The following is a 19,299-nucleotide window of genomic DNA, read 5'->3' as shown; positions in this document are numbered from 1 at the left end:
CGCAAGACCAATCAGAAAGGCTTGGTCGGCAAGTATTTGCCGTCCAGGGTGATCACCGCGCGTTCGCCGCCGTCCGGATCGGCGACCTTCTTGATATCCAGCTTGAAGTTGATGGCGCTGATGATGCCGTCGCCAAACTGCTCGTGCACCAGCGCTTTCAGCGTGGAGCCGTAGACCTGCAGCATTTCATAGAAGCGATAAATGGTCGGATCGGTCGGCACGCCGCCGGGAATGCTGCCGCGCAGCGGGATGGTTTGCAGCAGCTGCACCGCCTCTTCGTCCAGCCCCAGCTTGGCCGCCACCGTGCGCGCCGCCGGTTCCGGCAGCGCGTGCTGCCCCAGCAGGGCGGCGGTGACAAACGCCAGGCTGAGGCCGGTACCCTCGGCCAGCGCTTCGAACGTCAGGTTATGGCGGATCTTGGCGGCCATGATGGTGTCGGTGAGCGCTTCGCGCGGGGCGGCGTTGTGCAGAGAGTGTGTCATGTTAGCTCCTTATTGTCGGCTTAAAAACGGGCGATCGCCGGGGTGGCGGTCACCTCGGGATGGGTAGCGAGCGGCACGAAGCGGCGGGTTTCGCCGTCCAGCGCCTCGATAGCGCCGCTGGCGATGTCATAGACCCAGCCGTGCAGCGCCAGGCGGCCCTGATCCAGCGCCAGGGCGACGGAAGGGTGCGTTTTGATGTTGTTGAGCTGGGCGATGACGTTCTCGCGCACCATCGACGCGACCCGCGCCTCGTCGCAGGCGTGCGGATAAGCCTGATTGACCGCCTTGGCGGAATCGGCGTAACGCAGCCAGCCGGCGACCGTCGGCAGGTGATCCAGACACTGGCAGGTGGCGATGGCGGTCATCGCGCCGCAGTCGGAATGGCCGCAGATCACGATATCTTCCACGCCCAGCGCGGCGACGGCGTACTCGACCGAGGCGGTCACCCCGCCGGGTTCGGGGCCGAAAGACGGCACGATGTTACCGGCGTTGCGGATCACAAACAGATCGCCCGGCTCGCGCTGGGTGACCAGCTCCGGCACCAGGCGGCTGTCGGAACACGAGATAAACAGGGTGCGCGGGTTTTGGCGGGTCGCCAGCCGCTGAAACAGCGCCGTGCGTTCAACAAAGGCTTCGCGCTGGAACTTCAGGAAGCCTTCAATCACCTCTTTCATCCGTTTCTCCATTGGGTGTCGTTATGCGATGGCGGCATGATGAACGCTTCTGGCTATAGGGTCTAAGACCCATTTATAATGTCGGCTATAGGTTTTACTAATAGCTGGGGCGCTATGCTGCTGCGACACATCCGTTATTTTCTGGCCGTTGCCGAACAGGGCAACTTCACCCGCGCCGCCGAAGCGCTGCACGTCTCGCAACCGACGCTCTCCCAACAGATCAAACAGTTGGAGGATACGCTGGGAGCGCCGTTGTTCGATCGCAGCGGCAGAGCCGTGCGCCTGACCGACGCCGGTGAGGCCTGGATGCGCTATGCGCGGCTGGCGCTGCAGGATCTGGACGCCGGCGCGCGGGCGATCCATGACGTAGCGACGTTGGCGCGCGGCCATTTGCGGCTGGCGATGACCCCGACGTTCACCGCCTATCTGGTGGGGCCGGCGATCGATGCGTTCTACCGCCGCTATCCGGGGATTACGCTGAGCATTGAGGAGATGACGCAGGAGCGGATCGAGGCGCTGCTGGCGCAGGATAGGTTGGATCTGGGGATTGCCTTCGAGATGGCGCAGTCGGCGGAGGTAGAAGCCATGCCGTTGTTCAGTGAGACGCTGGAACTGATGGTCGGCGCCGATCATCCCCTGGCGGCGCGGCGTCGGCCGCTGACGCTGGCGGAGTGGCAACATCTGCCGCTGGCCTTGCTGAGCGGCGACTTCGCCACGCGGCAGTTTATCGATCGCTACTGCACACAGCTGGGATTTCGGCCGCAGGTGGCGGTGGAGGCCAATGCGCTGGGCGCCATTGTCGAGATCGTGCGGCGCGGGCAGCTCGCCACGCTGCTGCCGGCCGCGATTGCGCGCGAGAACCGGCAGTTGAAAAAGGTGGCGCTGGCCAACGCCATGCCGGCTCGGCAGGCGGTGTTGCTGCAGCGTAAAGACGCTTACCGCAGCGCCGCCGCGCAGGCGTTTATCGCCGTCCTGCAGCAACAGGGCGTTACGCCAACGCACCCCAGCGCTGCGTCATTCCCAGCAGATGCACCAGTCCGAAGCCGAGGCAAATCAGCGAGCTGACGACGATAAAACGCTGGCTGCGGCCGGTATCGCGCAGGGCGAAGGGGCCGGCGACACCGCGCAGCAGATAGATAAAGGTGATGATAAACAGCGCGGGCCGCAGCAGCGGCAGCGGCGCGATCAGGCCCGCGCCGGATAGCGCATACAGCGCCCAAATAAACAGCACCAGCGCGATACCGGCGGTGACGACGGCCGGGAACTTTTTACCCGCTTCCGCCGCCTTAATGAAGCGATCGCCGGCGCCGCACAGCCGATAGCCGCGCGGCCCGGTGGCGATCACCCAAATATGCAGCAGGGCGGCGATGGCGCTCAGCGCGGCGCCGATCAGCAGTGCGGTGTTATAGAGATGTGGCATGGTAAGGCTTCCCTGTCAGAAACGTGATTGGCATGAAGCGTAGACCAGAAAAGACGAATTAACCGAACGCAACAGGGAAGAGGAGCAAGTGATGAGAGTGGCGACAGGCATGCTGAGCGTATTGGCGCTGTGGAGCGGGCTGGCGATGGCGCAATCTGCAGCGCTGACGCTGCCGCGGGAGGATGGTTCGAGTATTCATTACTATCTGGACGCTGCGGTGCCCGGGCAATCGTCGGCGGCGCTGTTGGTGATCCTGCAAGGTTCGGATTGCAACAGCGTGCGGCATATCCGCCTGGTCACGCCGATGCGGCAGGTGTTACCCGCCGCAGACCTGCTGACGGTGGAGAAATACGGCATCGACGACACCTTGCCGTACCGCGAAGAGGTGCCGCGGCAGGATTGCCCGGACGCTTTCGTGCAGCATGATACGCCGCAGCGGCGGGTGAGCGATGTCACCCAGGTGCTGCAGGCGGTGAGTGCGCGCAACGGCTATCAAAAGGTCGCGGTGCTGGGGGGCAGCGAAGGGGCGGTGATCGCCAATCTGGTGACGGCCTCCTCGGGCCTGGTTGACGCCACCCTGGCGTTCAGCGGCGGCGGACGCTGGTTTATTGACGACGTGCGCCACAGCGTGGCCGACGCGCCAAAAGAAGAGAAAGCCGGGCTGAACGCATTTTTACAGCAGGTGCTGACGGCGCCGCCGTTCCCCCTGAACGCCAGCGATCATGGCTATGCCTGGTGGCATGGCATGCTGAACATCGATCAGCTTGCCACCCTGCGCAGCATCAAGACGCCGGTGCTGATCGTGCAGGGTGACCAGGATCGCGCCGTTTCGCCGGGGGCGGTCGGGAAAATGATCGCCGAGCTGCGGGCCGACGGCAAAACGAATATCACTTACCTGAATTATCCGGCTTTAGACCATGTGATGCGGCGCGAAAATGGCGAGAGTGAAATGACGCGGGTGGTGGCGGATATGCGCGCGTGGCTGGAGAAGCAGCTGCGCTGAGCGTCGGTATTAGGACAAACTATGTAATAATTGACGCGAGTTTCTTTGGACTGAGTGATCTGCTGCTCAATTGAACACAATGTTATTTAATCAGGGCTTCCGTCGTGTATTTTTTTAACCGCAAACCTGAAAATGAAATACCCTAAGAAAATTCCAGCTATGGAGGTCGCAACCCACAGATACTTAAAACTATCGTCGGAATAAAACATGAACCAGACAATGGCTAACAGCGAGAGGGCCACAACGCCGCACCCAATGCCCTGAATAATTCTGGATAAAGCCGCCAGCATAAAGTTCTTCATACGTTAACCTTTGCAAAAAAGTACTGACAAATTTGGTTGAATTTCTTTCGATCTCTTTCCCAAACCGAGACGGCATCCTCGAATGGTCGGACTTTGTTTTCTAACAGAAAGTACAGCAGATCGAGGTTTCCCAGGCGTCTGAGTTGATCATACATCCGTGAGTTTCTTGCCCTCAAGTCGCGTGATGTATAGACAGAGCGCGATATGCTTGCCCCAGCGGTGAGAATTGAGCCAACGGCAACACCGGAGACAAGCCGTGGGATGATTTGTTTAGAGAATATATATCCCATGTTTGCGGTGGCTAACTGATTAAAGGCGAATTTGCCGATGAGTTTGCCTGATGTTCTTATGGTCATGTCCTTAACATCTTCAAACTTGACCTTACTGGCGAAGTTTTCGATGAAGATATGAGCCACTTTCTCGATGCTTGCTTTATTGGCCAGGCCTGACTTGATGAGTCTGATAAATCGCTCTTTATCTTGCGAGTTTAACCATCTGTTTTCAGTATCAATATAGTCGTAGCCCAGGTAGTAGAAATCGACCGGTACGCTGATAAAACCTTGTGCAAACCCGCGCACTAAATTGCTGTCAATGTTTACGGCATCCGCCATGTCGTTGGCTATCTGCTTTGCGCTTTTCATAGAAATCCTTTTCAATATGAACCGCCGAATCTAGCAGACTTTTTGTACGCAAGCCAATGCCCACCGGCAAACGGCACCAGCCTGACGCTCAAAATGTCACCGAAACTTCCCGCGATCTCTGCACCCCGTTGTGGCATAATGCGCGCCAAATCACATTCCCTATGTATAAAGAGCGAGCGCTGTGTTAAGCACTAACAACATCACCATGCAGTTCGGCAGCAAGCCGTTGTTTGAAAACATCTCTGTCAAATTCGGCGGCGGCAACCGTTACGGCCTGATCGGCGCCAACGGCTGCGGCAAGTCCACCTTTATGAAAATCCTCGGCGGCGATCTGGCGCCGAGCGGCGGCAACGTGTTCCTCGATCCGAACGAGCGCCTGGGTAAACTGCGTCAGGATCAGTTCGCCTTTGAGCAGTACAGCGTGCTGGATACCGTGATCATGGGCCACACCGAACTGTGGGCGGTGAAGGAAGAACGCGACCGCATCTACGCATTGGCGGAGATGAGCGAAGAAGACGGCTATAAAGTGGCCGATCTGGAAGTGGCCTACGGCGAAATGGACGGCTACAGCGCCGAAGCGCGCGCCGGCGAACTGTTGCTCGGCGTGGGCATTCCGGTTGAGCAGCACTATGGCCCGATGAGCGAAATCGCGCCGGGCTGGAAGCTGCGCGTGTTGCTGGCGCAGGCGCTGTTCTCCGATCCGGAAATCCTGCTGCTCGACGAACCGACCAACAACCTGGACATCGACACCATTCGCTGGCTGGAAAACGTGCTCAACGAGCGCAACAGCACCATGATCATCATCTCGCACGACCGTCACTTCCTGAACATGGTCTGCACCCACATGGCGGATCTGGACTATGGCGAACTGCGCGTTTATCCGGGCAACTACGACGAATACATGACCGCCGCCACCCAGGCGCGTGAGCGTCTGCTGGCGGACAACGCCAAGAAGAAGGCGCAGATCAATGAGCTGCAATCGTTCGTCAGCCGCTTCAGCGCCAACGCCTCCAAATCCAAGCAGGCCACCTCGCGCGCTCGTCAGATCGACAAGATCCAACTGGAAGAGGTGAAAGCCTCCAGCCGCCAGAACCCGTTCATCCGCTTCGAGCAGGACAAGAAGCTGTTCCGTAACGCGCTGGAAGTGGAAGCGCTCACCAAGGGCTTCGATGACGGCCCGTTGTTCAGCAAGCTGAACCTGATGGTGGAAGTGGGCGAGAAGGTCGCGGTGCTGGGCGCCAACGGCATCGGTAAAACCACCCTGCTGAAAACGCTGGTGGGCGACGCGCAGCCGGACAGCGGCACCGTGAAGTGGTCAGAAAACGCCCGTATCGGTTACTACGCGCAGGATCACGAATACGAGTTCGACGACACCCTGAGCGTGTTCGACTGGATGAGCCAGTGGAAGCAGGAAAAAGACGACGAGCAGGCGGTGCGCAGCGTGTTGGGCCGTCTGCTGTTCAGCCAGGACGACATCAAGAAGAAAGTGAAGGTGCTGTCCGGTGGTGAGAAGGGCCGCATGCTGTTCGGCAAGCTGATGATGCAGCGCCCGAATATTCTGGTGATGGACGAACCGACCAACCACCTGGATATGGAATCCATCGAATCGCTGAACATGGCGCTGGAGATGTACGAAGGCACGCTGATCTTCGTCTCCCACGACCGTGAGTTCGTCAGCTCGCTGGCGACGCGGATTCTGGAAATCACCCCGAACAAGGTGATCGACTTTACCGGCAACTACGAAGACTATCTGCGCAGCCAGGGCATCGTATAACTCTCGCGGCAACGCATCAGGGCGGGAATTATCCCGCCCTTTTTTTATCCGTCATTCCCCGCCGCACACTTCGCAGTGCGGATCCTTCGGCAGTTTCATTTCGCGGAACTGCATGCTCATCGCATCGAACATTAACAACTTGCCGCGCAGCGGCTGACCATAGTCGGCCAGCAGCTTGATCGCTTCCATCGCCTGCAGGGTGCCGATGGTGCCGACCAGCGGCGCCATCACGCCCGCTTCGACGCAGGTGAGGGCGCTGTCGCCGAACAGCCGGCTCAGGCAGCGGTAGCAGGGTTCGCCCGGCTGATAGGTGAACACGCTGAGCTGGCCTTCCATGCGGATCGCCGCGCCGGAAACCAGCGGTTTGCGCTGCGCGTGGCACAGGCGGTTCAGCGCGTCGCGCGCCGCCACGTTGTCGGTGCAGTCCAGCACCAGATCGCAGGCGGCGATCTCTGCCGCGACCGCGTCATCTTCCAGACGGCCGTCGATGGCGTCGATGCGGATATGCGGATTGATGGCGCTCAGTTCCTGCCTGGCGGAGGCGACTTTGCTCTGGCCGATGCGATCGTCGCGGTGCAGGATCTGGCGCTGCAGATTGGAGAGCGAGACGGTGTCGAAATCCACCAGCACCAGATGGCCGACCCCGGCCGCCGCCAGATATGGCGCGGCGGCGCAGCCCAACCCGCCCAGCCCGGCGATCAGCACGCGGGCGGCCTTCAGCTTCTCCTGGCCGTCGAAGTCAAAGCCGCGCAGCACGATCTGGCGGTTGTAGCGCAGCGCTTCGGCGTCGGTCAATTCCGGCAACATGTTCAGCTCCTCAGCAGGGCGTTGAACGGCTCGATCTCCACCGTTTCACCCGCCGCCACCGAACCGCGTTCGCGCTCCAGCACGATGAAACAGTTGCCCTGGCTGTAGGAGCTGAAGACGTGCGAGCCCTGGTGGCCGGTAGTGCTCACCTCCAGTTCGCCCGCGGCGTTGCTGCTGAACACGCCGCGCTGAAAATCGAGGCGGCCCGGCGATTTCTTCAGCGACGTCAGCGCGCGGGCGCGCAGGCGCGGCGGCAGGCGCCAATCGCTGTGGCCGGCCAGCTTCGCCAGCAGCGGTTGCACCAGTTGGTAGAAGGTCAGGGCGGCGGAAACCGGGTTGCCAGGCAGGCCGCAGAACCAGGCGTGGCCCAGTTTGCCGAAGGCGAACGGTTTGCCGGGTTTGATCGCCAGCTTCCAGAAGCTGACCTGGCCCAGTTCATCGAGCATCTGTTTGGTGTAGTCGGCTTCGCCGACCGAGACGCCGCCGCTGCTGATCACCACATCGGCTTGGCTGTCCGCCTGTGTGAAGGCGTCGCGCAGCGCATCGCGATCGTCGCGGATAATGCCGAGATCGAGCACTTCACAGCCCATCTGCTCCAGCATCAGGCGCACCGCGAAGCGGTTAGTGTCGTAGATCTGGCCCGCCTGCAGCGGCTGGCCGACCGGCTGCAGCTCGTCGCCGGTGGAGAACACCGCCACCTTCAGCTTACGCATCACCTGCACTTCGGCGACGCCGAGCGAAGCCAGCAGCGGCAACTGCGCGGCACCCAGCTTCACGCCGGCCGGCAACACGCTCGCGCCTCGACGAATGTCTTCACCCGCCAGACGGATATTCTGGCCGGCTTCTGCCGGCGCGGTAAAACGCACGCCCTGGTCGCTCACTTCTGCCTGCTCCTGCATGATCACCGCGTCCGCCCCGGCCGGGATCGGCGCGCCGGTCATGATGCGCACGCAGCTGTTGGCCGGCCATTCACCGTCGAACGGCGCGCCGGCGAAAGCTTTCCCGGCGACCGGTAGTGGCGCATTGGCCGCCAGATCGGCGAGGCGCACCGCATAGCCGTCCATCGCCGAGTTGGCGAACGGCGGCACGTCGAGCGGCGAGACCACCGGCGCGGCGGTGATGCGGCCGGCGGCGGCGGTCAGCGCGACGGATTCGGCCTGTTGCAGCGGGGCGATCTGCCCGAGCATTTTTTCCAGCGCTTGCTCCAGGGAGATGAGATCGGAAGTATGGCAATGATCCATAAGGGGAACTCCGTAATCAGGGTGCGCAATGATAGCGACAAAGTGCGGGTATTATGGCAGAGAACGCCGGGGGGGAGAACGGCTTATGCCCGCCATCTTTCGCACTGCGGCGTCAGGGCGATCGGGTATAAACTGCGAAAAACAGAGGAGGATCATGATGCATAAACAGGTTATCGAGTTCTGGTTCGACGAGATCGAACCGGTGATGTGGTTCAAAAAGGACGATGATTTCGATCGTCTGCTGCACAGCCGTTTCGGCGAAATCTGGCGGGCGGCGGCGGCGGGGGAGCTGGCGCACTGGCGCGACACCATCGAAGGGCGCCTGGCGGAGGTGATCGTGCTCGATCAGTTCAGCCGCAACCTGTTTCGCGGCACACCGCAGTCGTTCGCCTGCGACGGCATGGCGCTGGTCCTGGCGCAGGAGGCGATCCGCAGCGGCGAGTGCGAACGGCTGAGCCGCGAGCAGCGCGGCTTCCTTTATCTGCCGTTCATGCATTCGGAATCGCCGCTGATCCACCAGCAGGCGCTGGTGTTATATACCGAGCTCAATAACGGCGACCAGCTGGAGTTCGAGCTGCGGCATAAGGCGATCATCGATCGTTTCGGCCGCTACCCGCATCGCAATGCGATATTGGGGCGCACCAGCACGCCGGAAGAAGAGGCCTTTTTACAGCAGCCAGGATCGGGTTTTTAATCGTCGGATCATCTGCGCCCGGCCGGGCAAAAACAGCAGGCCGGGCGCCGCAATAAGCGTGACTCAGCGCGAACGTTTATTTCATTACGCTCTACCGCTATTTCCTCTCGCGAAGTTACCAATAATCCCAGCCGCACTGTCAGCGGTTTACTGCTTTTTATAACCTGCTGTTTTTATTCCAATAAGCTATTTCAAGGTGCGAAATGGTCTAAGCGCGCTACGCTAAAAGCGGGGCGTGGACGTTATGCTGTACTTCCACTGTAGGACTAAATAGAGTCGAAAAAGACTGAATAATAATGATACCGCGTTCAGCTTATTCGCTGCGCAACGGCGGGATTAACACAGGGTGTCAGGCAAATGAGCAAACCAGTGATTGCCATTCATGGCGGCGCGGGCGCAATTACCCGGGCGGCGCTGAGTGCGGAAAAAGAACGGCAGTATATCCAGGCGCTGTCCGAGATCGTGGCCGCCGGGCAGGCGGTATTGGCGCAGGGCGGCAGCGCGCTGGACGCGGTGACCGAAGCGGTGCGGCTGCTGGAGGAATGCCCGCTGTTCAACGCCGGCAAAGGCTCGGTGTTTACCCATCAGGGCACCCACGAACTGGACGCCTGCGTGATGGACGGTCGCACCTGCGACGCCGGCGCCGTCGCCGGCGTCAGCCATATCCGCAACCCGGTGCTGGCGGCGCGCGCGGTGCTGGAAAACAGCGAACACGTGCTGTTTGCCGCCGAAGGCGCCGAGAAGTTTGCCGCCGCCCACGGCCTGGAAATGGTCGCCCCCGACTTCTTCTTTACTCAGGAACGTTTTGATCAGCTGCACCGCGCCCAGGCGGAGCAGGGGCGGGTCTTGCTCGATCACGACGGCGCGGCGCAGGCCGGGGATCCGCTCGATCCCGATCGCAAATTCGGCACCGTCGGCGCGGTGGCGCTGGATGCGCAGGGCAACCTCGCCGCCGCCACTTCCACCGGCGGCATGACCAACAAGCAGGCCGGGCGGGTGGGCGACACGCCGATCATCGGTGCCGGTTGCTATGCCAACAACGCCACCGTGGCGGTCTCCAGCACCGGCACCGGCGAAATCTTCATGCGCGGCGTGGCGGCCTATGACGTCTCCGCCCTGATCGAATACGGCGGGCTCAGCCTGCAAGAGGCCAGCGATCGGGTGGTGATGGAGAAGCTGCCGGCGCTGGGCGGCAGCGGCGGCATGATCGCCGTCGATCGCCACGGTAATATCGCGCTGCCGTTCAACAGCGAGGGGATGTACCGCGGTTTTGGCTATGTCGGCGATGCGCCGTCCGTCGGGATTTATCGCTAAGCGTTCACCGGGAGGGGGTATGACCGACGTTTCATTCCGGCCCGCCGGCGACGGGCTGTCATTGCCGCCGCAGCGGGTGCTGACGGTGCGCGATCTGAGCATCAGCTTTCCTCAAGCGGACGGCGCCGTAGACGCGGTGCGCAACCTGTCGTTCGATCTCGATCGCGGCGAGACGCTGGCGATCGTCGGTGAGTCCGGCTCCGGCAAATCGGTGACTTCACTGGGGCTGATGCGTCTTGTGGAGCAGGGTGGCGGGCGCATCGTCGGCGGCGCTATGACGCTGCGCCGGCGCGACGGCGGGTTGCTCGATCTGGCGCGCGCCTCGCAGCGCACGCTGCGCACGGTGCGCGGCGCCGATATGGCGATGATCTTCCAGGAGCCGATGACCTCGCTCAACCCGGTGTTTCCGGTCGGCGAGCAGATCGCCGAATCACTGCGTTTGCATCAGGGCATGGACCACCGCAGCGCGCGCCAGGAGGCGCTGCGCATGCTCGACCTGGTGCGCATTCCGGAGGCTAAAGAGGTGCTGGGGCGCTACCCGCACCAGCTTTCCGGCGGCATGCGCCAGCGGGTGATGATCGCCATGGCGCTCTCCTGCAAGCCGGCGTTGCTGATCGCCGATGAACCCACCACCGCCCTCGACGTCACCATTCAGGCGCAGATCCTGCAGCTGATCCGCGTGCTGCAACAGGAGATGCAGATGGGGGTGATCTTCATCACTCACGACATGGGCGTGGTGGCGGAGATCGCCGATCGGGTGCTGGTGATGCGCCGCGGTGAGCAGGTGGAGCAAAATCGGGTGCGCGAGCTGTTCGCCGCGCCGCAACAGGCCTATACCCGGGCGCTGCTGGCGGCGGTGCCGAAGCTGGGGGCGATGGCCGATCGGCCGCTGCCGGCGAAGTTTCCGCTGCCGGATGGCGAGGGCGATGCCGCGCCGCAGGATACCGTGCCGCCAGACGCTGCGCCGATCCTGCGGGTGGAGCATTTGGTCACGCGTTTTGATCTGCGCGGCGGGCTGTTCAATCGGGTCACTCGCCGGGTGCACGCGGTGGAAAACGTCAGTTTCGATCTTTACCCCGGCGAGACGCTGGGGCTGGTGGGCGAGTCCGGCTGCGGCAAGTCCACCACCGGGCGCTCTTTGCTGAAGCTGGTGGACAGCCAAAGCGGCACCATTACCTTCGCCGGGCGGCGAATCGATCGGTTGAAGGGATCGGCGCTGCAGCACCTGCGGCGCGATATTCAGTTCATCTTTCAAGATCCTTACGCCTCGCTCGATCCGCGCCTGACGGTCGGTTTTTCCATCATGGAGCCGCTGTTGGTGCATAACGTGATGCGCGGCCGCGAGGCGGAACGGCGGGTGGCCTGGCTGCTGGAACGCGTCGGCCTGTTGCCGGAACATGCGCGCCGCTATCCGCACGAGTTTTCCGGCGGTCAGCGTCAGCGCATCTGCATCGCGCGCGCGTTGGCGCTGAACCCGAAAGTGGTGATCGCCGACGAGGCGGTCTCGGCGCTGGACGTGTCGATTCAGGCGCAGATCGTCAATCTGCTGCTCGATCTGCAGCGTGAGTTCGGCATCGCTTTTCTGTTCATTTCACACGACATGGCGGTGGTGGAGCGCATCAGCCACCGGGTGGCGGTGATGTACCTCGGGCAGATCGTCGAGATCGGCCCGCGGCAGGCAGTGTTCGACAATCCGCAGCACCCCTATACCCGCAAGCTGATGGCGGCGGTGCCGGTGGCCGATCCCGCACATGCTCACAAACGGCAGCCGCTGCCGGCCGATGAGATCCCCAGCCCGGTGCGCGCACTGGGCGATGAACCCGTTACCGCACCGCTGGTGCAGGTTGGCGCCGGGCACTTTGTCGCCCGCCACCCGATCGCCGGTGCTTTTTAAAGACCTCAGGAGAGACAAGCGACATGAAGCACACATTCAAACGCAATGCGCTGTTGGCCGCCGTACTGCTGGCGGCGGGAACCGGCCCGGTCTGGGCGGCGAAGGACGCGGTGATCGCCGTGGCCTCCAACTTCACCACCCTCGATCCTTACGACGCCAACGACACGCTGTCGCAGGCGGTGGCCAAGTCTTTCTATCAGGGGCTGTTCGGCTTCGACAAGGACATGAAGCTGGTAAACGTGCTGGCGGACAGCTATGAGGTCAGCAAAGACGGCCTGACCTACACCGTCAAACTGCGCCAGGGCATCAAATTCCACGACGGCACCGCGTTCAACGCCGAAGCGGTGAAGATCAACCTCGATCGCGCCAGCAACCCGGACAGCCACCTCAAGCGTTACAACCTGTTCAAGATGATCGACAAAACCGAAGCGGTGGACGCCAATACGGTGAAGATCGTGCTGAAGGCGCCGTTCTCGGCGTTCGTCAACAACCTGGCGCACCCGGCGGCGGCGATCATCTCCCCGGCGGCGCTGAAGCAATACGGCAAGGAAATCGGTTTCCACCCGGTTGGCACCGGGCCGTATCAGTTCGTGACCTGGAACCAGACCGATTTCGTCAAGGTGAAGAAGTTCGACGGCTACTGGCAGCCGGGGCTGCCGAAGCTCGACAGCATCACCTGGCGCCCGGTGGTGGATAACAACACCCGCGCGGCGATGCTGCAGACCGGCGAGGCGACCTTCGCCTTCCCGATCCCTTACGAGCAGGCCAAGGTGCTGGAAGGCAACGCCAAGCTGGACGTGGTGGCCGCGCCGTCGATCCTGCAGCGTTACATCAGCATGAATGTCACCCAAAAGCCGTTCGATAACCCGAAGGTGCGCCAGGCGCTGAACTACGCCATCAATAAGGACGCGCTGATCAAGGTGGCGTTCGCCGGCTACGCGGTGCCGGCGGAAGGACCGGTGCCGCCGGCGATCGATTTCGCCGCCCGCTATAAGCCGTGGCCGTACGATCCGGCCAAGGCGCGCGAGCTGCTGAAAGAGGCCGGCTACCCGAACGGCTTCACCACCACGCTGTGGTCTTCCCACAACCACAGCACCGCGCAGAAGGTGCTGCAGTTCACCCAGCAGCAGCTGGCGCAGGTGGGGGTGAAAGTGACGGTGACGGCGATGGACGCCGGGCAGCGCGCGGCGCAGGTGGAGAGCGTCGGGGTGAAAGACACCGGCGTGCGGCTGTTCTACACCGGCTGGTCGGCCTCGACCGGGGAAGCGGACTGGGCGCTGTCGCCGCTGTTCTCTACCCAGGCGGCGCCGCCGAAGCAGTTCAACACCGCGTTCTACAGCAATCCGCAGGTGGACAAGGATCTGACCGACGCGCTGGCGACCACCGATCGCGCCGAGAAGCAGAAACTGTATCAGGACGCGCAGGATCGCATCTGGGCCGACGCGCCCTGGATCTTCCTGGCGACCGAACGTCTGTTGTCGGCCAACAGCAAACAGCTGAGCGGCTTTTACGTGATGCCGGATACCTCGTTCAACTTTGATAACGCCGATCTGAAATAAGGCGCCCATCCCCGCCTGCGGCCAGACGGCGGCGGGCGGGGGAAGGAATGAGATGCTCAATTATTTTCTGAAACGATTGCTGGGTCTGATCCCGACGCTGCTGATTGTGGCGGTGCTGGTGTTCCTGTTCGTCCACCTGCTGCCGGGCGATCCGGCGCGGCTGGCGGCGGGGCCGGAGGCCGACGAGGCGGTGGTGCAGCTGGTGCGCAAGGATTTGGGGCTGGATAAGCCGCTGCCGCAGCAGTTCGCGCACTTCTTCGGCAACGCGCTGCGGGGCGACTTCGGCATCTCGATGGTGTCCAAGCGCCCGGTGAGCGAAGAGATCGCCTCGCGCTTTATGCCGACCTTCTGGCTGACCGTCGCCAGCATGCTGTGGGCGGTGGCGTTCGGTCTGGCGATTGGCGTGGTGTCGGCGGTGTGGCGCAACCGCTGGCCGGATCGCCTCGGCATGACGCTGGCGGTGTCGGGGATCTCGTTCCCGGCCTTTGCGCTCGGCATGCTGCTGATGCAGGTGTTCTCGGTCGAGCTGGGGTGGCTGCCGACGGTGGGCGCCGACAGCTGGCGGCACTACATTCTGCCTTCGATCACCCTGGGGGCGGCGGTGGCGGCGGTGATGGCGCGCTTCACCCGCGCTTCGTTCGTCGAGGTGTTGCAGGAGGACTACATGCGCACCGCGCGCGCCAAGGGCGTGCGGGAAAGCGTGGTGGTGATGAAGCATGGCCTGCGCAACGCGATGATACCGGTAGTGACCATGATGGGGCTGCAGTTCGGCTTCCTGCTCGGCGGTTCGATCGTGGTGGAGAAGGTATTCAACTGGCCGGGGTTGGGGCGCTTGCTGGTGGATTCGGTGGAGATGCGCGATTACCCGGTGATCCAGGCCGAGGTGCTGCTGTTCTCGCTGGAGTTCATCCTGATCAACCTGCTGGTGGATATGCTGTACGCGGCGATCAACCCGGCGATTCGTTACCAATGAGGATGCGGCATGATTAAGCATTGGCGGCGCAACGCCGCACTGAAGGCGATGCCGCTTATCGACCCTAACGCGGTACGCACGCCGTGGGGTGAGTTTTGGCGGCGTTTTCGCCGTCAGCGGGCGGCGCTGGTCGCCGGCCTGTTGGTGCTGCTGCTGATTGCGGCGGCGCTGCTGGCGCCTTATCTGGCGCCGTTCGATGCGGAAAATTACTTCGATTACGACCGGCTGAATGAGGGGCCTTCGCTGGTGCACTGGCTGGGCGTAGATTCCCTCGGGCGCGATATCTTCAGCCGCATCCTGATGGGCACGCGCATTTCGCTGGCGGCCGGGGTGTTCTCGGTGTTGGCGGGCGGGGCGATCGGCACCCTGCTGGGGCTGCTGGCCGGCTACTATGAGGGCTGGTGGGATCGCCTCACCATGCGCGTCTGCGACGTGCTGTTCGCGTTTCCCGGCATTTTGCTGGCGATTGGCGTGGTGGCGATCATGGGCAGCGGCATGGCCAACGTGATCGTCGCGGTGGCGATCTTCAGCATTCCGGCCTTCGCCCGCCTGGTGCGTGGCAATACGCTGGTGCTGAAGCACCTGACCTATATCGAGTCGGCGCGCAGCATCGGCGCCTCGGACGGGACCATCATCCTGCGGCACATCCTGCCGGGCACCCTGTCTTCGATCGTGGTCTATTTCACCCTGCGCATCGGCACCTCGATCATCACCGCCGCCAGCCTGTCGTTTTTGGGCCTGGGCGCCCAGCCGCCGACGCCGGAGTGGGGGGCGATGCTCAATGAAGCGCGCGCCGATATGGTGATCGCGCCGCACGTGGCGATCTTCCCCAGCCTGGCGATATTCATCACCGTGCTGGCGTTCAACCTGTTGGGCGACGGATTGCGCGACGCGCTCGATCCGAAATTGAAGGGGTGAGGGCATCGCTGAATTGGCATACCCCTGTTTACGAGTATAACTGATGAAAATTTGACCCGTGTATATTACAGGGATGAGGTATGGATATGGCAAATAGCAATGTGACGAAAAAGACAGTCAACGTAACCATCGATCGCGATCTTTTCCAGCGCGCAAAATCCCTGGGCGTCAATGTGTCATCCGTATTGACAGACGCATTGAGCGTCCGCGTCAGGGATATTGAGATTCAACAGTGGCGCGAGCAAAATCGCGCGGCGTTAGAAGAACTTAATCGTATCACTGAAGAAAATGGTTTGTTGTCTGATGAATATCGGACATTTTGAACATGCAATATTACCGTATATGACAATACGTATCCGGCATCAGCCTATCCCTACTTACTGGACGTTCAAAGCGATCTTATTGATGTCCTCTCGACCCGGTTAATGATCCCTCTTTATGCTTTGGATAACGTCAGGGTTAAAATTTCTGCACGTTTATGCCCGGAGATTGAGGTCAACGGCGAAAAGTTTCTTGTTATGACGCATGAGATGGCTGCCGTACGTATTTCGCAGATTGGGAAGGCCGTTGGTAATGTCAATGAGCACAGGAATCAAATTAAAGCCGCTATCGATTTTCTGATTGATGGCTTTTGAAGAAATCCGGGCGGTTAAACCGCCCGGATTTTTTATCAGCGGAACAGGTGCTCGGCGTGGAAGCGCAGGTGATCTTCCACGAAGGTGGCGATGGTGAAGTAGCTGTGATCGTACCCCGGCTGAATGCGCAGCGTCAGCGGCCAGTCGCGCTGGCGCGCCAGCTCGGCCAGCCGCGCCGGCTGCAGCTGATCGGCCAGGAACTGGTCGTCGTCGCCCTGATCGATAAGGACCGGCATTTTTTCCGCGCCGCTGGCCAGCAGATGGCAGCTGTCGTACTGCAGCCACTGGCTCTCGTCGCTGCCCAGATAGGCGGTGAACGCCTTGCGGCCCCACGGCACCTGGCACGGGTTAACGATCGGCGCGAAGGCCGATACCGAGCGGAAGCGCTGCGGATTGCGAAACGCCATCATCAGCGCGCCGTGGCCGCCCATCGAGTGGCCGAAGATCGACTGACGATCGCTGACGCTGAAGTGCTGTTCGATCAGCGCCGGCAGTTCGGCGCTGATGTAGTCGTACATGCGGAAGTGACGATCCCACGGTGCCTGGGTGGCGTTCAGGTAGAACCCGGCGCCCTGGCCCAGATCGTAGCCTTCGTCGTTCGGCACCTCGTCGCCGCGCGGGCTGGTGTCCGGCATCACCAGCACCAGGCCCAGCTCGGCGGCGATGCGCTGCGCGCCGGCTTTCAACGTGAAGTTCTCGTCGTTGCAGGTCAGCCCCGACAGCCAGTACAACACCGGCGGCGGGTTGTCATCGCGCGGCGGCGGCAGGTAGATGCTGAATGTCATGTTGCAATTCAGGCTCTGCGCCGCGTGGCGGTAACGCTGTTGCCAGCCGCCGAACATGCGGTGCTCTTCGAGAAGTTCCAATGACAACGTCATCTCTGCCTCCTGGCTTATTTGTCGAAGTGGATGACGGAACGGATCGATTTGCCTTCGTGCATCAAATCGAACGCTTCGTTGATCTGCTCCAGCCCCATGGTGTGGGTGATAAAGTCGTTCAGCGCGAATTCGCCGTCCAGATAGCGCTCGACGATGCCCGGCAGCTGCGAACGGCCCTTGACGCCGCCGAATGCCGAACCGCGCCAGACGCGGCCGGTGACCAGCTGGAACGGCCGGGTCGAGATCTCTTCGCCGGCGCCCGCGACGCCGATGATCACCGATTCACCCCAGCCCTTGTGGCAGCACTCCAGCGCGGAACGCATCACGTTGACGTTGCCGATGCACTCGAAGGAGAAGTCGACGCCGCCGTCGGTTAGCTCGACGATCACTTCCTGAATCGGTTTGTCATAGTCTTTCGGGTTGATCAGATCGGTAGCGCCAAGCTTGCGCGCCAGATCGAACTTGCTGGTGTTGATGTCGATGCCGATGATGCGGCCCGCGCCGGCCATCTGCGCGCCGATGATCGCCGACAGGCCGATGCCGCCCAGACCGAAGATCGCCACGGTGTCGCCCGGCTGCACTTTGGCGGTGTTCATCACCGCACCCATGCCGGTGGTGACGCCACAGCCCAGCAGGCACACTTCTTCCAGCGGCGCTTCCTTGTTGATTTTCGCCAGTGAAATCTCCGGCACCACGGTGTATTCGGAGAAGGTGGAGGTGCCCATGTAGTGGAAGATCGGCTTGCCGTCCTTGAAGAAGCGGGTGGTGCCGTCCGGCATCAGCCCTTTGCCCTGAGTGGCGCGGATCGCCTGGCACAGGTTGGTCTTGCCGGATTTACAGAATTTGCACTCGCCGCACTCCGGGGTGTAGAGCGGGATCACGTGGTCGCCGACCGCCACGCTGGTGACGCCTTCACCGACCGCTTCCACCACGCCGCCGCCCTCGTGGCCGAGGATCGCCGGGAACACGCCTTCCGGATCTTTGCCGGACAGGGTGTAGGCGTCGGTGTGACAAACGCCGGTGGCGACGATCCGCACCAGCACTTCGCCTTTTTGCGGTGGCATCAGCTCGACTTCTTCGATCTTCAGCGGCTGGTTCGGGCCCCAGGCAACGGCGGCGCGGGTTTTGATCATCTCCATCATAGTCTCCTCAGTGGTTTTCTTTTTAAATCAGGCGATATCGACAACGTCTGATAAATCGTTGGGGGTGCTTTCATCAACAGCGGCGGTTTCCGTCTGTTCAATAATCAATTCTTTCAGCGCGCGCACGTTCGGCCCGAACGCGTCGCGGCGCCACAGCAGCCAGGTGGCGGTGTCGGCCACGTCCGGCGGCAGGGTGTGAACCCGAACCCGCTCATGGCCCGGCAGCAGGCTGAGCACCGAATGCGGGATCATCGCCAGCCCGGCGCCGCTGGCGACGCAGGCCAGCATGGCGTGATAGGACTGGATCTCCATAATCTGCCCCGGCCGCGCGCCTTCGCGCTTGAACCAGGCTTCCAGCCGCAGGCGGTAGGAGCAGCTGGCGCGAAAGGCGAACAGCGTTTCGCCGTTGGCGTCTTTGGCGCTGTGGATCGGCGCGTGATCGAGACAGGAGATCACCACCATATGTTCAGGATAGGCGATACAGCCGTTCAACTCGTCATAAGGCACCGGCCCGTCGACCAGGGCGGCCGCCAACGTGCCGGCGCGCACCCGATCGGCGATTTCGCCGGAGGTGCCGGTGGTCAGCGACAGTGAAACCTGCGAGAAGCGCTGGTGGTAAGCCGCCAACAGCGAGGGCAGGCGGGTGGCGGCGGTGCTTTCCATCGAACCGAGGGCGAAGTTGCCCGCCGGTTCGCCGGCATGGGTGATGCTCATCGCCTCGTCGCTCAGCGCCAGGATGCGATTGGCGTAGCACAGAAAGTTATGGCCCATCGGCGACAGGCGCAGGCGCTGTTTTTCGCGGATAAACAGATCGGCGCCCAGCTCCTGCTCGAGCTGGCGCAGCCGGGTGGTCAGATTCGACGGCACGCGGTGCAGCTGCTCGGCGGCGCGGGCGACCGAGCCGGTTTCCGCTACGCAGCAGAACATGCGAAGCTGGGTCAGATCCAT

The 19,299-nt window shown here is 62.0% G+C and carries 21 protein-coding genes; 11 read left to right on the top strand and 10 right to left on the bottom strand.

The genetic code is table 11. From position 1 onward, the window contains the following. Positions 1-11: 11 nt before the first annotated feature. Both cynS and CRO23_RS16600 read right to left on the bottom strand, forming a co-directional pair. The gene (cynS, locus tag CRO23_RS16605; RefSeq protein ID WP_004939029.1) at positions 12-482 is read right to left on the bottom strand and encodes a cyanase; all 471 of its coding nucleotides are present in this window, start codon (positions 480-482) and stop codon (positions 12-14) included. A 20-nt stretch (positions 483-502) separates the two neighbouring features. Continuing rightward, positions 503-1,156 (bottom strand): carbonic anhydrase, encoded by a 654-nt coding sequence (locus CRO23_RS16600; protein ID WP_033642426.1) that lies wholly within the window; start codon positions 1,154-1,156, stop codon positions 503-505. 114 nt (positions 1,157-1,270) lie between these two features. Between CRO23_RS16600 and cynR the strand changes: the two genes are divergently transcribed. Further along, positions 1,271-2,221, top strand: coding sequence for a transcriptional regulator CynR (cynR, locus tag CRO23_RS16595; protein WP_097102482.1), 951 nt, complete (start codon positions 1,271-1,273; stop codon positions 2,219-2,221). Here cynR and CRO23_RS16590 read toward each other — a convergent pair. Then, on the bottom strand, positions 2,145-2,576 hold the full coding sequence (locus CRO23_RS16590) for a hypothetical protein (protein WP_016928468.1): 432 nt from the start codon (positions 2,574-2,576) through the stop codon (positions 2,145-2,147). The genes cynR and CRO23_RS16590 overlap by 77 nt on opposite strands. A gap of 91 nt (positions 2,577-2,667) precedes the next feature. Here CRO23_RS16590 and CRO23_RS16585 point away from each other — a divergent pair, with 91 nt between their 5' ends. Then, complete coding sequence (locus tag CRO23_RS16585) at positions 2,668-3,579, top strand: alpha/beta hydrolase family protein (RefSeq protein ID WP_072269809.1); 912 nt, start codon at positions 2,668-2,670, stop codon at positions 3,577-3,579. An 86-nt stretch (positions 3,580-3,665) separates the two neighbouring features. Here the strand turns inward: CRO23_RS16585 and CRO23_RS16580 are convergent, their stop codons facing one another. Together CRO23_RS16580 and CRO23_RS16575 are read right to left on the bottom strand one after the other, a co-directional pair. Continuing rightward, positions 3,666-3,881, bottom strand: coding sequence for a hypothetical protein (locus CRO23_RS16580; protein WP_025302132.1), 216 nt, complete (start codon positions 3,879-3,881; stop codon positions 3,666-3,668). Continuing rightward, positions 3,878-4,522, bottom strand: a complete 645-nt coding sequence (locus CRO23_RS16575; RefSeq protein WP_065424615.1) for a hypothetical protein — start codon at positions 4,520-4,522, stop codon at positions 3,878-3,880. The genes CRO23_RS16580 and CRO23_RS16575 overlap by 4 nt, the downstream gene beginning before the upstream one ends. A gap of 181 nt (positions 4,523-4,703) precedes the next feature. Between CRO23_RS16575 and CRO23_RS16570 the strand changes: the two genes are divergently transcribed. Then, complete coding sequence (locus tag CRO23_RS16570; protein WP_028127944.1) at positions 4,704-6,296, top strand: ABC-F family ATPase; 1,593 nt, start codon at positions 4,704-4,706, stop codon at positions 6,294-6,296. A gap of 51 nt (positions 6,297-6,347) precedes the next feature. On the opposite strand, the gene moeB is transcribed toward CRO23_RS16570, so the two are convergent. Both moeB and moeA read right to left on the bottom strand, forming a co-directional pair. Next, positions 6,348-7,103: a molybdopterin-synthase adenylyltransferase MoeB gene (gene moeB / locus CRO23_RS16565; protein ID WP_097102480.1), complete on the bottom strand. Its 756-nt coding sequence runs from the start codon at positions 7,101-7,103 to the stop codon at positions 6,348-6,350. A 2-nt stretch (positions 7,104-7,105) separates the two neighbouring features. Beyond that, positions 7,106-8,344 carry a molybdopterin molybdotransferase MoeA gene (moeA, locus tag CRO23_RS16560; protein WP_097102478.1) on the bottom strand — a complete coding sequence of 413 codons (1,239 nt, stop codon included), beginning with the start codon at positions 8,342-8,344 and terminating at the stop codon, positions 7,106-7,108. 157 nt (positions 8,345-8,501) lie between these two features. On the opposite strand from moeA, the gene CRO23_RS16555 reads away from it, so the two are divergent. From CRO23_RS16555 to CRO23_RS16520, 8 genes are all read left to right on the top strand, one after another. Next, a complete protein-coding gene (locus CRO23_RS16555) occupies positions 8,502-9,038 on the top strand; it encodes a DUF924 family protein (RefSeq protein WP_038629078.1) in 537 nt (178 codons plus the stop codon). Between the two features lie 357 nt (positions 9,039-9,395). Then, on the top strand, positions 9,396-10,352 hold the full coding sequence (locus CRO23_RS16550) for an isoaspartyl peptidase/L-asparaginase family protein (protein WP_097102476.1): 957 nt from the start codon (positions 9,396-9,398) through the stop codon (positions 10,350-10,352). 19 nt (positions 10,353-10,371) lie between these two features. Then, a complete protein-coding gene (locus tag CRO23_RS16545; RefSeq protein WP_016928460.1) occupies positions 10,372-12,246 on the top strand; it encodes a dipeptide ABC transporter ATP-binding protein in 1,875 nt (624 codons plus the stop codon). A gap of 23 nt (positions 12,247-12,269) precedes the next feature. Then, on the top strand, positions 12,270-13,805 hold the full coding sequence (gene gsiB / locus CRO23_RS16540; RefSeq protein ID WP_016928459.1) for a glutathione ABC transporter substrate-binding protein GsiB: 1,536 nt from the start codon (positions 12,270-12,272) through the stop codon (positions 13,803-13,805). A gap of 52 nt (positions 13,806-13,857) precedes the next feature. Then, entirely contained in the window at positions 13,858-14,778 is a 921-nt protein-coding gene (gene gsiC, locus CRO23_RS16535; RefSeq protein WP_016928458.1) for a glutathione ABC transporter permease GsiC, read from the top strand. Positions 14,779-14,787: 9 nt separating this feature from the next. Then, on the top strand, positions 14,788-15,696 hold the full coding sequence (gsiD, locus tag CRO23_RS16530; protein ID WP_016928457.1) for a glutathione ABC transporter permease GsiD: 909 nt from the start codon (positions 14,788-14,790) through the stop codon (positions 15,694-15,696). 80 nt (positions 15,697-15,776) lie between these two features. Continuing rightward, positions 15,777-16,019 carry a type II toxin-antitoxin system CcdA family antitoxin gene (locus tag CRO23_RS16525; protein WP_079449478.1) on the top strand — a complete coding sequence of 81 codons (243 nt, stop codon included), beginning with the start codon at positions 15,777-15,779 and terminating at the stop codon, positions 16,017-16,019. 9 nt (positions 16,020-16,028) lie between these two features. Continuing rightward, positions 16,029-16,331, top strand: a complete 303-nt coding sequence (locus CRO23_RS16520) for a CcdB family protein (protein ID WP_028127948.1) — start codon at positions 16,029-16,031, stop codon at positions 16,329-16,331. A gap of 35 nt (positions 16,332-16,366) precedes the next feature. Here CRO23_RS16520 and fghA read toward each other — a convergent pair whose 3' ends face one another. Genes fghA through ptrR form a run of 3 tightly spaced genes read right to left on the bottom strand, consistent with a single transcriptional unit; the run spans position 16,367 to position 19,299 of the window. Next, on the bottom strand, positions 16,367-17,209 hold the full coding sequence (fghA, locus tag CRO23_RS16515) for an S-formylglutathione hydrolase (RefSeq protein ID WP_015377214.1): 843 nt from the start codon (positions 17,207-17,209) through the stop codon (positions 16,367-16,369). A gap of 14 nt (positions 17,210-17,223) precedes the next feature. Continuing rightward, positions 17,224-18,348, bottom strand: coding sequence for an S-(hydroxymethyl)glutathione dehydrogenase/class III alcohol dehydrogenase (locus CRO23_RS16510; protein WP_016928454.1), 1,125 nt, complete (start codon positions 18,346-18,348; stop codon positions 17,224-17,226). 30 nt (positions 18,349-18,378) lie between these two features. Then, positions 18,379-19,299 (bottom strand): putrescine utilization regulator PtrR, encoded by a 921-nt coding sequence (gene ptrR, locus CRO23_RS16505; RefSeq protein ID WP_016928453.1) that lies wholly within the window; start codon positions 19,297-19,299, stop codon positions 18,379-18,381.

It is taken from the genome of Serratia sp. JKS296, assembly GCF_900215445.1.
In the GTDB taxonomy this organism is placed as follows: Bacteria; Pseudomonadota; Gammaproteobacteria; order Enterobacterales; family Enterobacteriaceae; genus Serratia; species Serratia marcescens.
The sequence above is the reverse complement of the archived record's forward strand: the minus strand, read 5'-3'. Positions and strand labels throughout refer to the sequence as shown.

What these genes read in the sequence shown, in the direction of transcription:
- CRO23_RS16580 (WP_025302132.1), bottom strand. Translation starts at nt 3,881, where the DNA reads ATGAAGAACTTTATGCTGGCGGCTTTATCCAGAATTATTCAGGGCATT.
- CRO23_RS16545 (WP_016928460.1), top strand. Translation starts at nt 10,372, where the DNA reads ATGACCGACGTTTCATTCCGGCCCGCCGGCGACGGGCTGTCATTGCCG.
- CRO23_RS16575 (WP_065424615.1), bottom strand. Translation starts at nt 4,522, where the DNA reads ATGAAAAGCGCAAAGCAGATAGCCAACGACATGGCGGATGCCGTAAAC.
- fghA (WP_015377214.1), bottom strand. Translation starts at nt 17,209, where the DNA reads ATGACGTTGTCATTGGAACTTCTCGAAGAGCACCGCATGTTCGGCGGC.
- cynR (WP_097102482.1), top strand. Translation starts at nt 1,271, where the DNA reads ATGCTGCTGCGACACATCCGTTATTTTCTGGCCGTTGCCGAACAGGGC.
- CRO23_RS16555 (WP_038629078.1), top strand. Translation starts at nt 8,502, where the DNA reads ATGCATAAACAGGTTATCGAGTTCTGGTTCGACGAGATCGAACCGGTG.
- moeB (WP_097102480.1), bottom strand. Translation starts at nt 7,103, where the DNA reads ATGTTGCCGGAATTGACCGACGCCGAAGCGCTGCGCTACAACCGCCAG.
- CRO23_RS16585 (WP_072269809.1), top strand. Translation starts at nt 2,668, where the DNA reads ATGAGAGTGGCGACAGGCATGCTGAGCGTATTGGCGCTGTGGAGCGGG.
- cynS (WP_004939029.1), bottom strand. Translation starts at nt 482, where the DNA reads ATGACACACTCTCTGCACAACGCCGCCCCGCGCGAAGCGCTCACCGAC.
- gsiB (WP_016928459.1), top strand. Translation starts at nt 12,270, where the DNA reads ATGAAGCACACATTCAAACGCAATGCGCTGTTGGCCGCCGTACTGCTG.
- gsiD (WP_016928457.1), top strand. Translation starts at nt 14,788, where the DNA reads ATGATTAAGCATTGGCGGCGCAACGCCGCACTGAAGGCGATGCCGCTT.
- ptrR (WP_016928453.1), bottom strand. Translation starts at nt 19,299, where the DNA reads ATGGATCTGACCCAGCTTCGCATGTTCTGCTGCGTAGCGGAAACCGGC.
- CRO23_RS16600 (WP_033642426.1), bottom strand. Translation starts at nt 1,156, where the DNA reads ATGAAAGAGGTGATTGAAGGCTTCCTGAAGTTCCAGCGCGAAGCCTTT.
- moeA (WP_097102478.1), bottom strand. Translation starts at nt 8,344, where the DNA reads ATGGATCATTGCCATACTTCCGATCTCATCTCCCTGGAGCAAGCGCTG.
- CRO23_RS16525 (WP_079449478.1), top strand. Translation starts at nt 15,777, where the DNA reads ATGGATATGGCAAATAGCAATGTGACGAAAAAGACAGTCAACGTAACC.
- CRO23_RS16550 (WP_097102476.1), top strand. Translation starts at nt 9,396, where the DNA reads ATGAGCAAACCAGTGATTGCCATTCATGGCGGCGCGGGCGCAATTACC.
- CRO23_RS16590 (WP_016928468.1), bottom strand. Translation starts at nt 2,576, where the DNA reads ATGCCACATCTCTATAACACCGCACTGCTGATCGGCGCCGCGCTGAGC.
- CRO23_RS16510 (WP_016928454.1), bottom strand. Translation starts at nt 18,348, where the DNA reads ATGGAGATGATCAAAACCCGCGCCGCCGTTGCCTGGGGCCCGAACCAG.
- gsiC (WP_016928458.1), top strand. Translation starts at nt 13,858, where the DNA reads ATGCTCAATTATTTTCTGAAACGATTGCTGGGTCTGATCCCGACGCTG.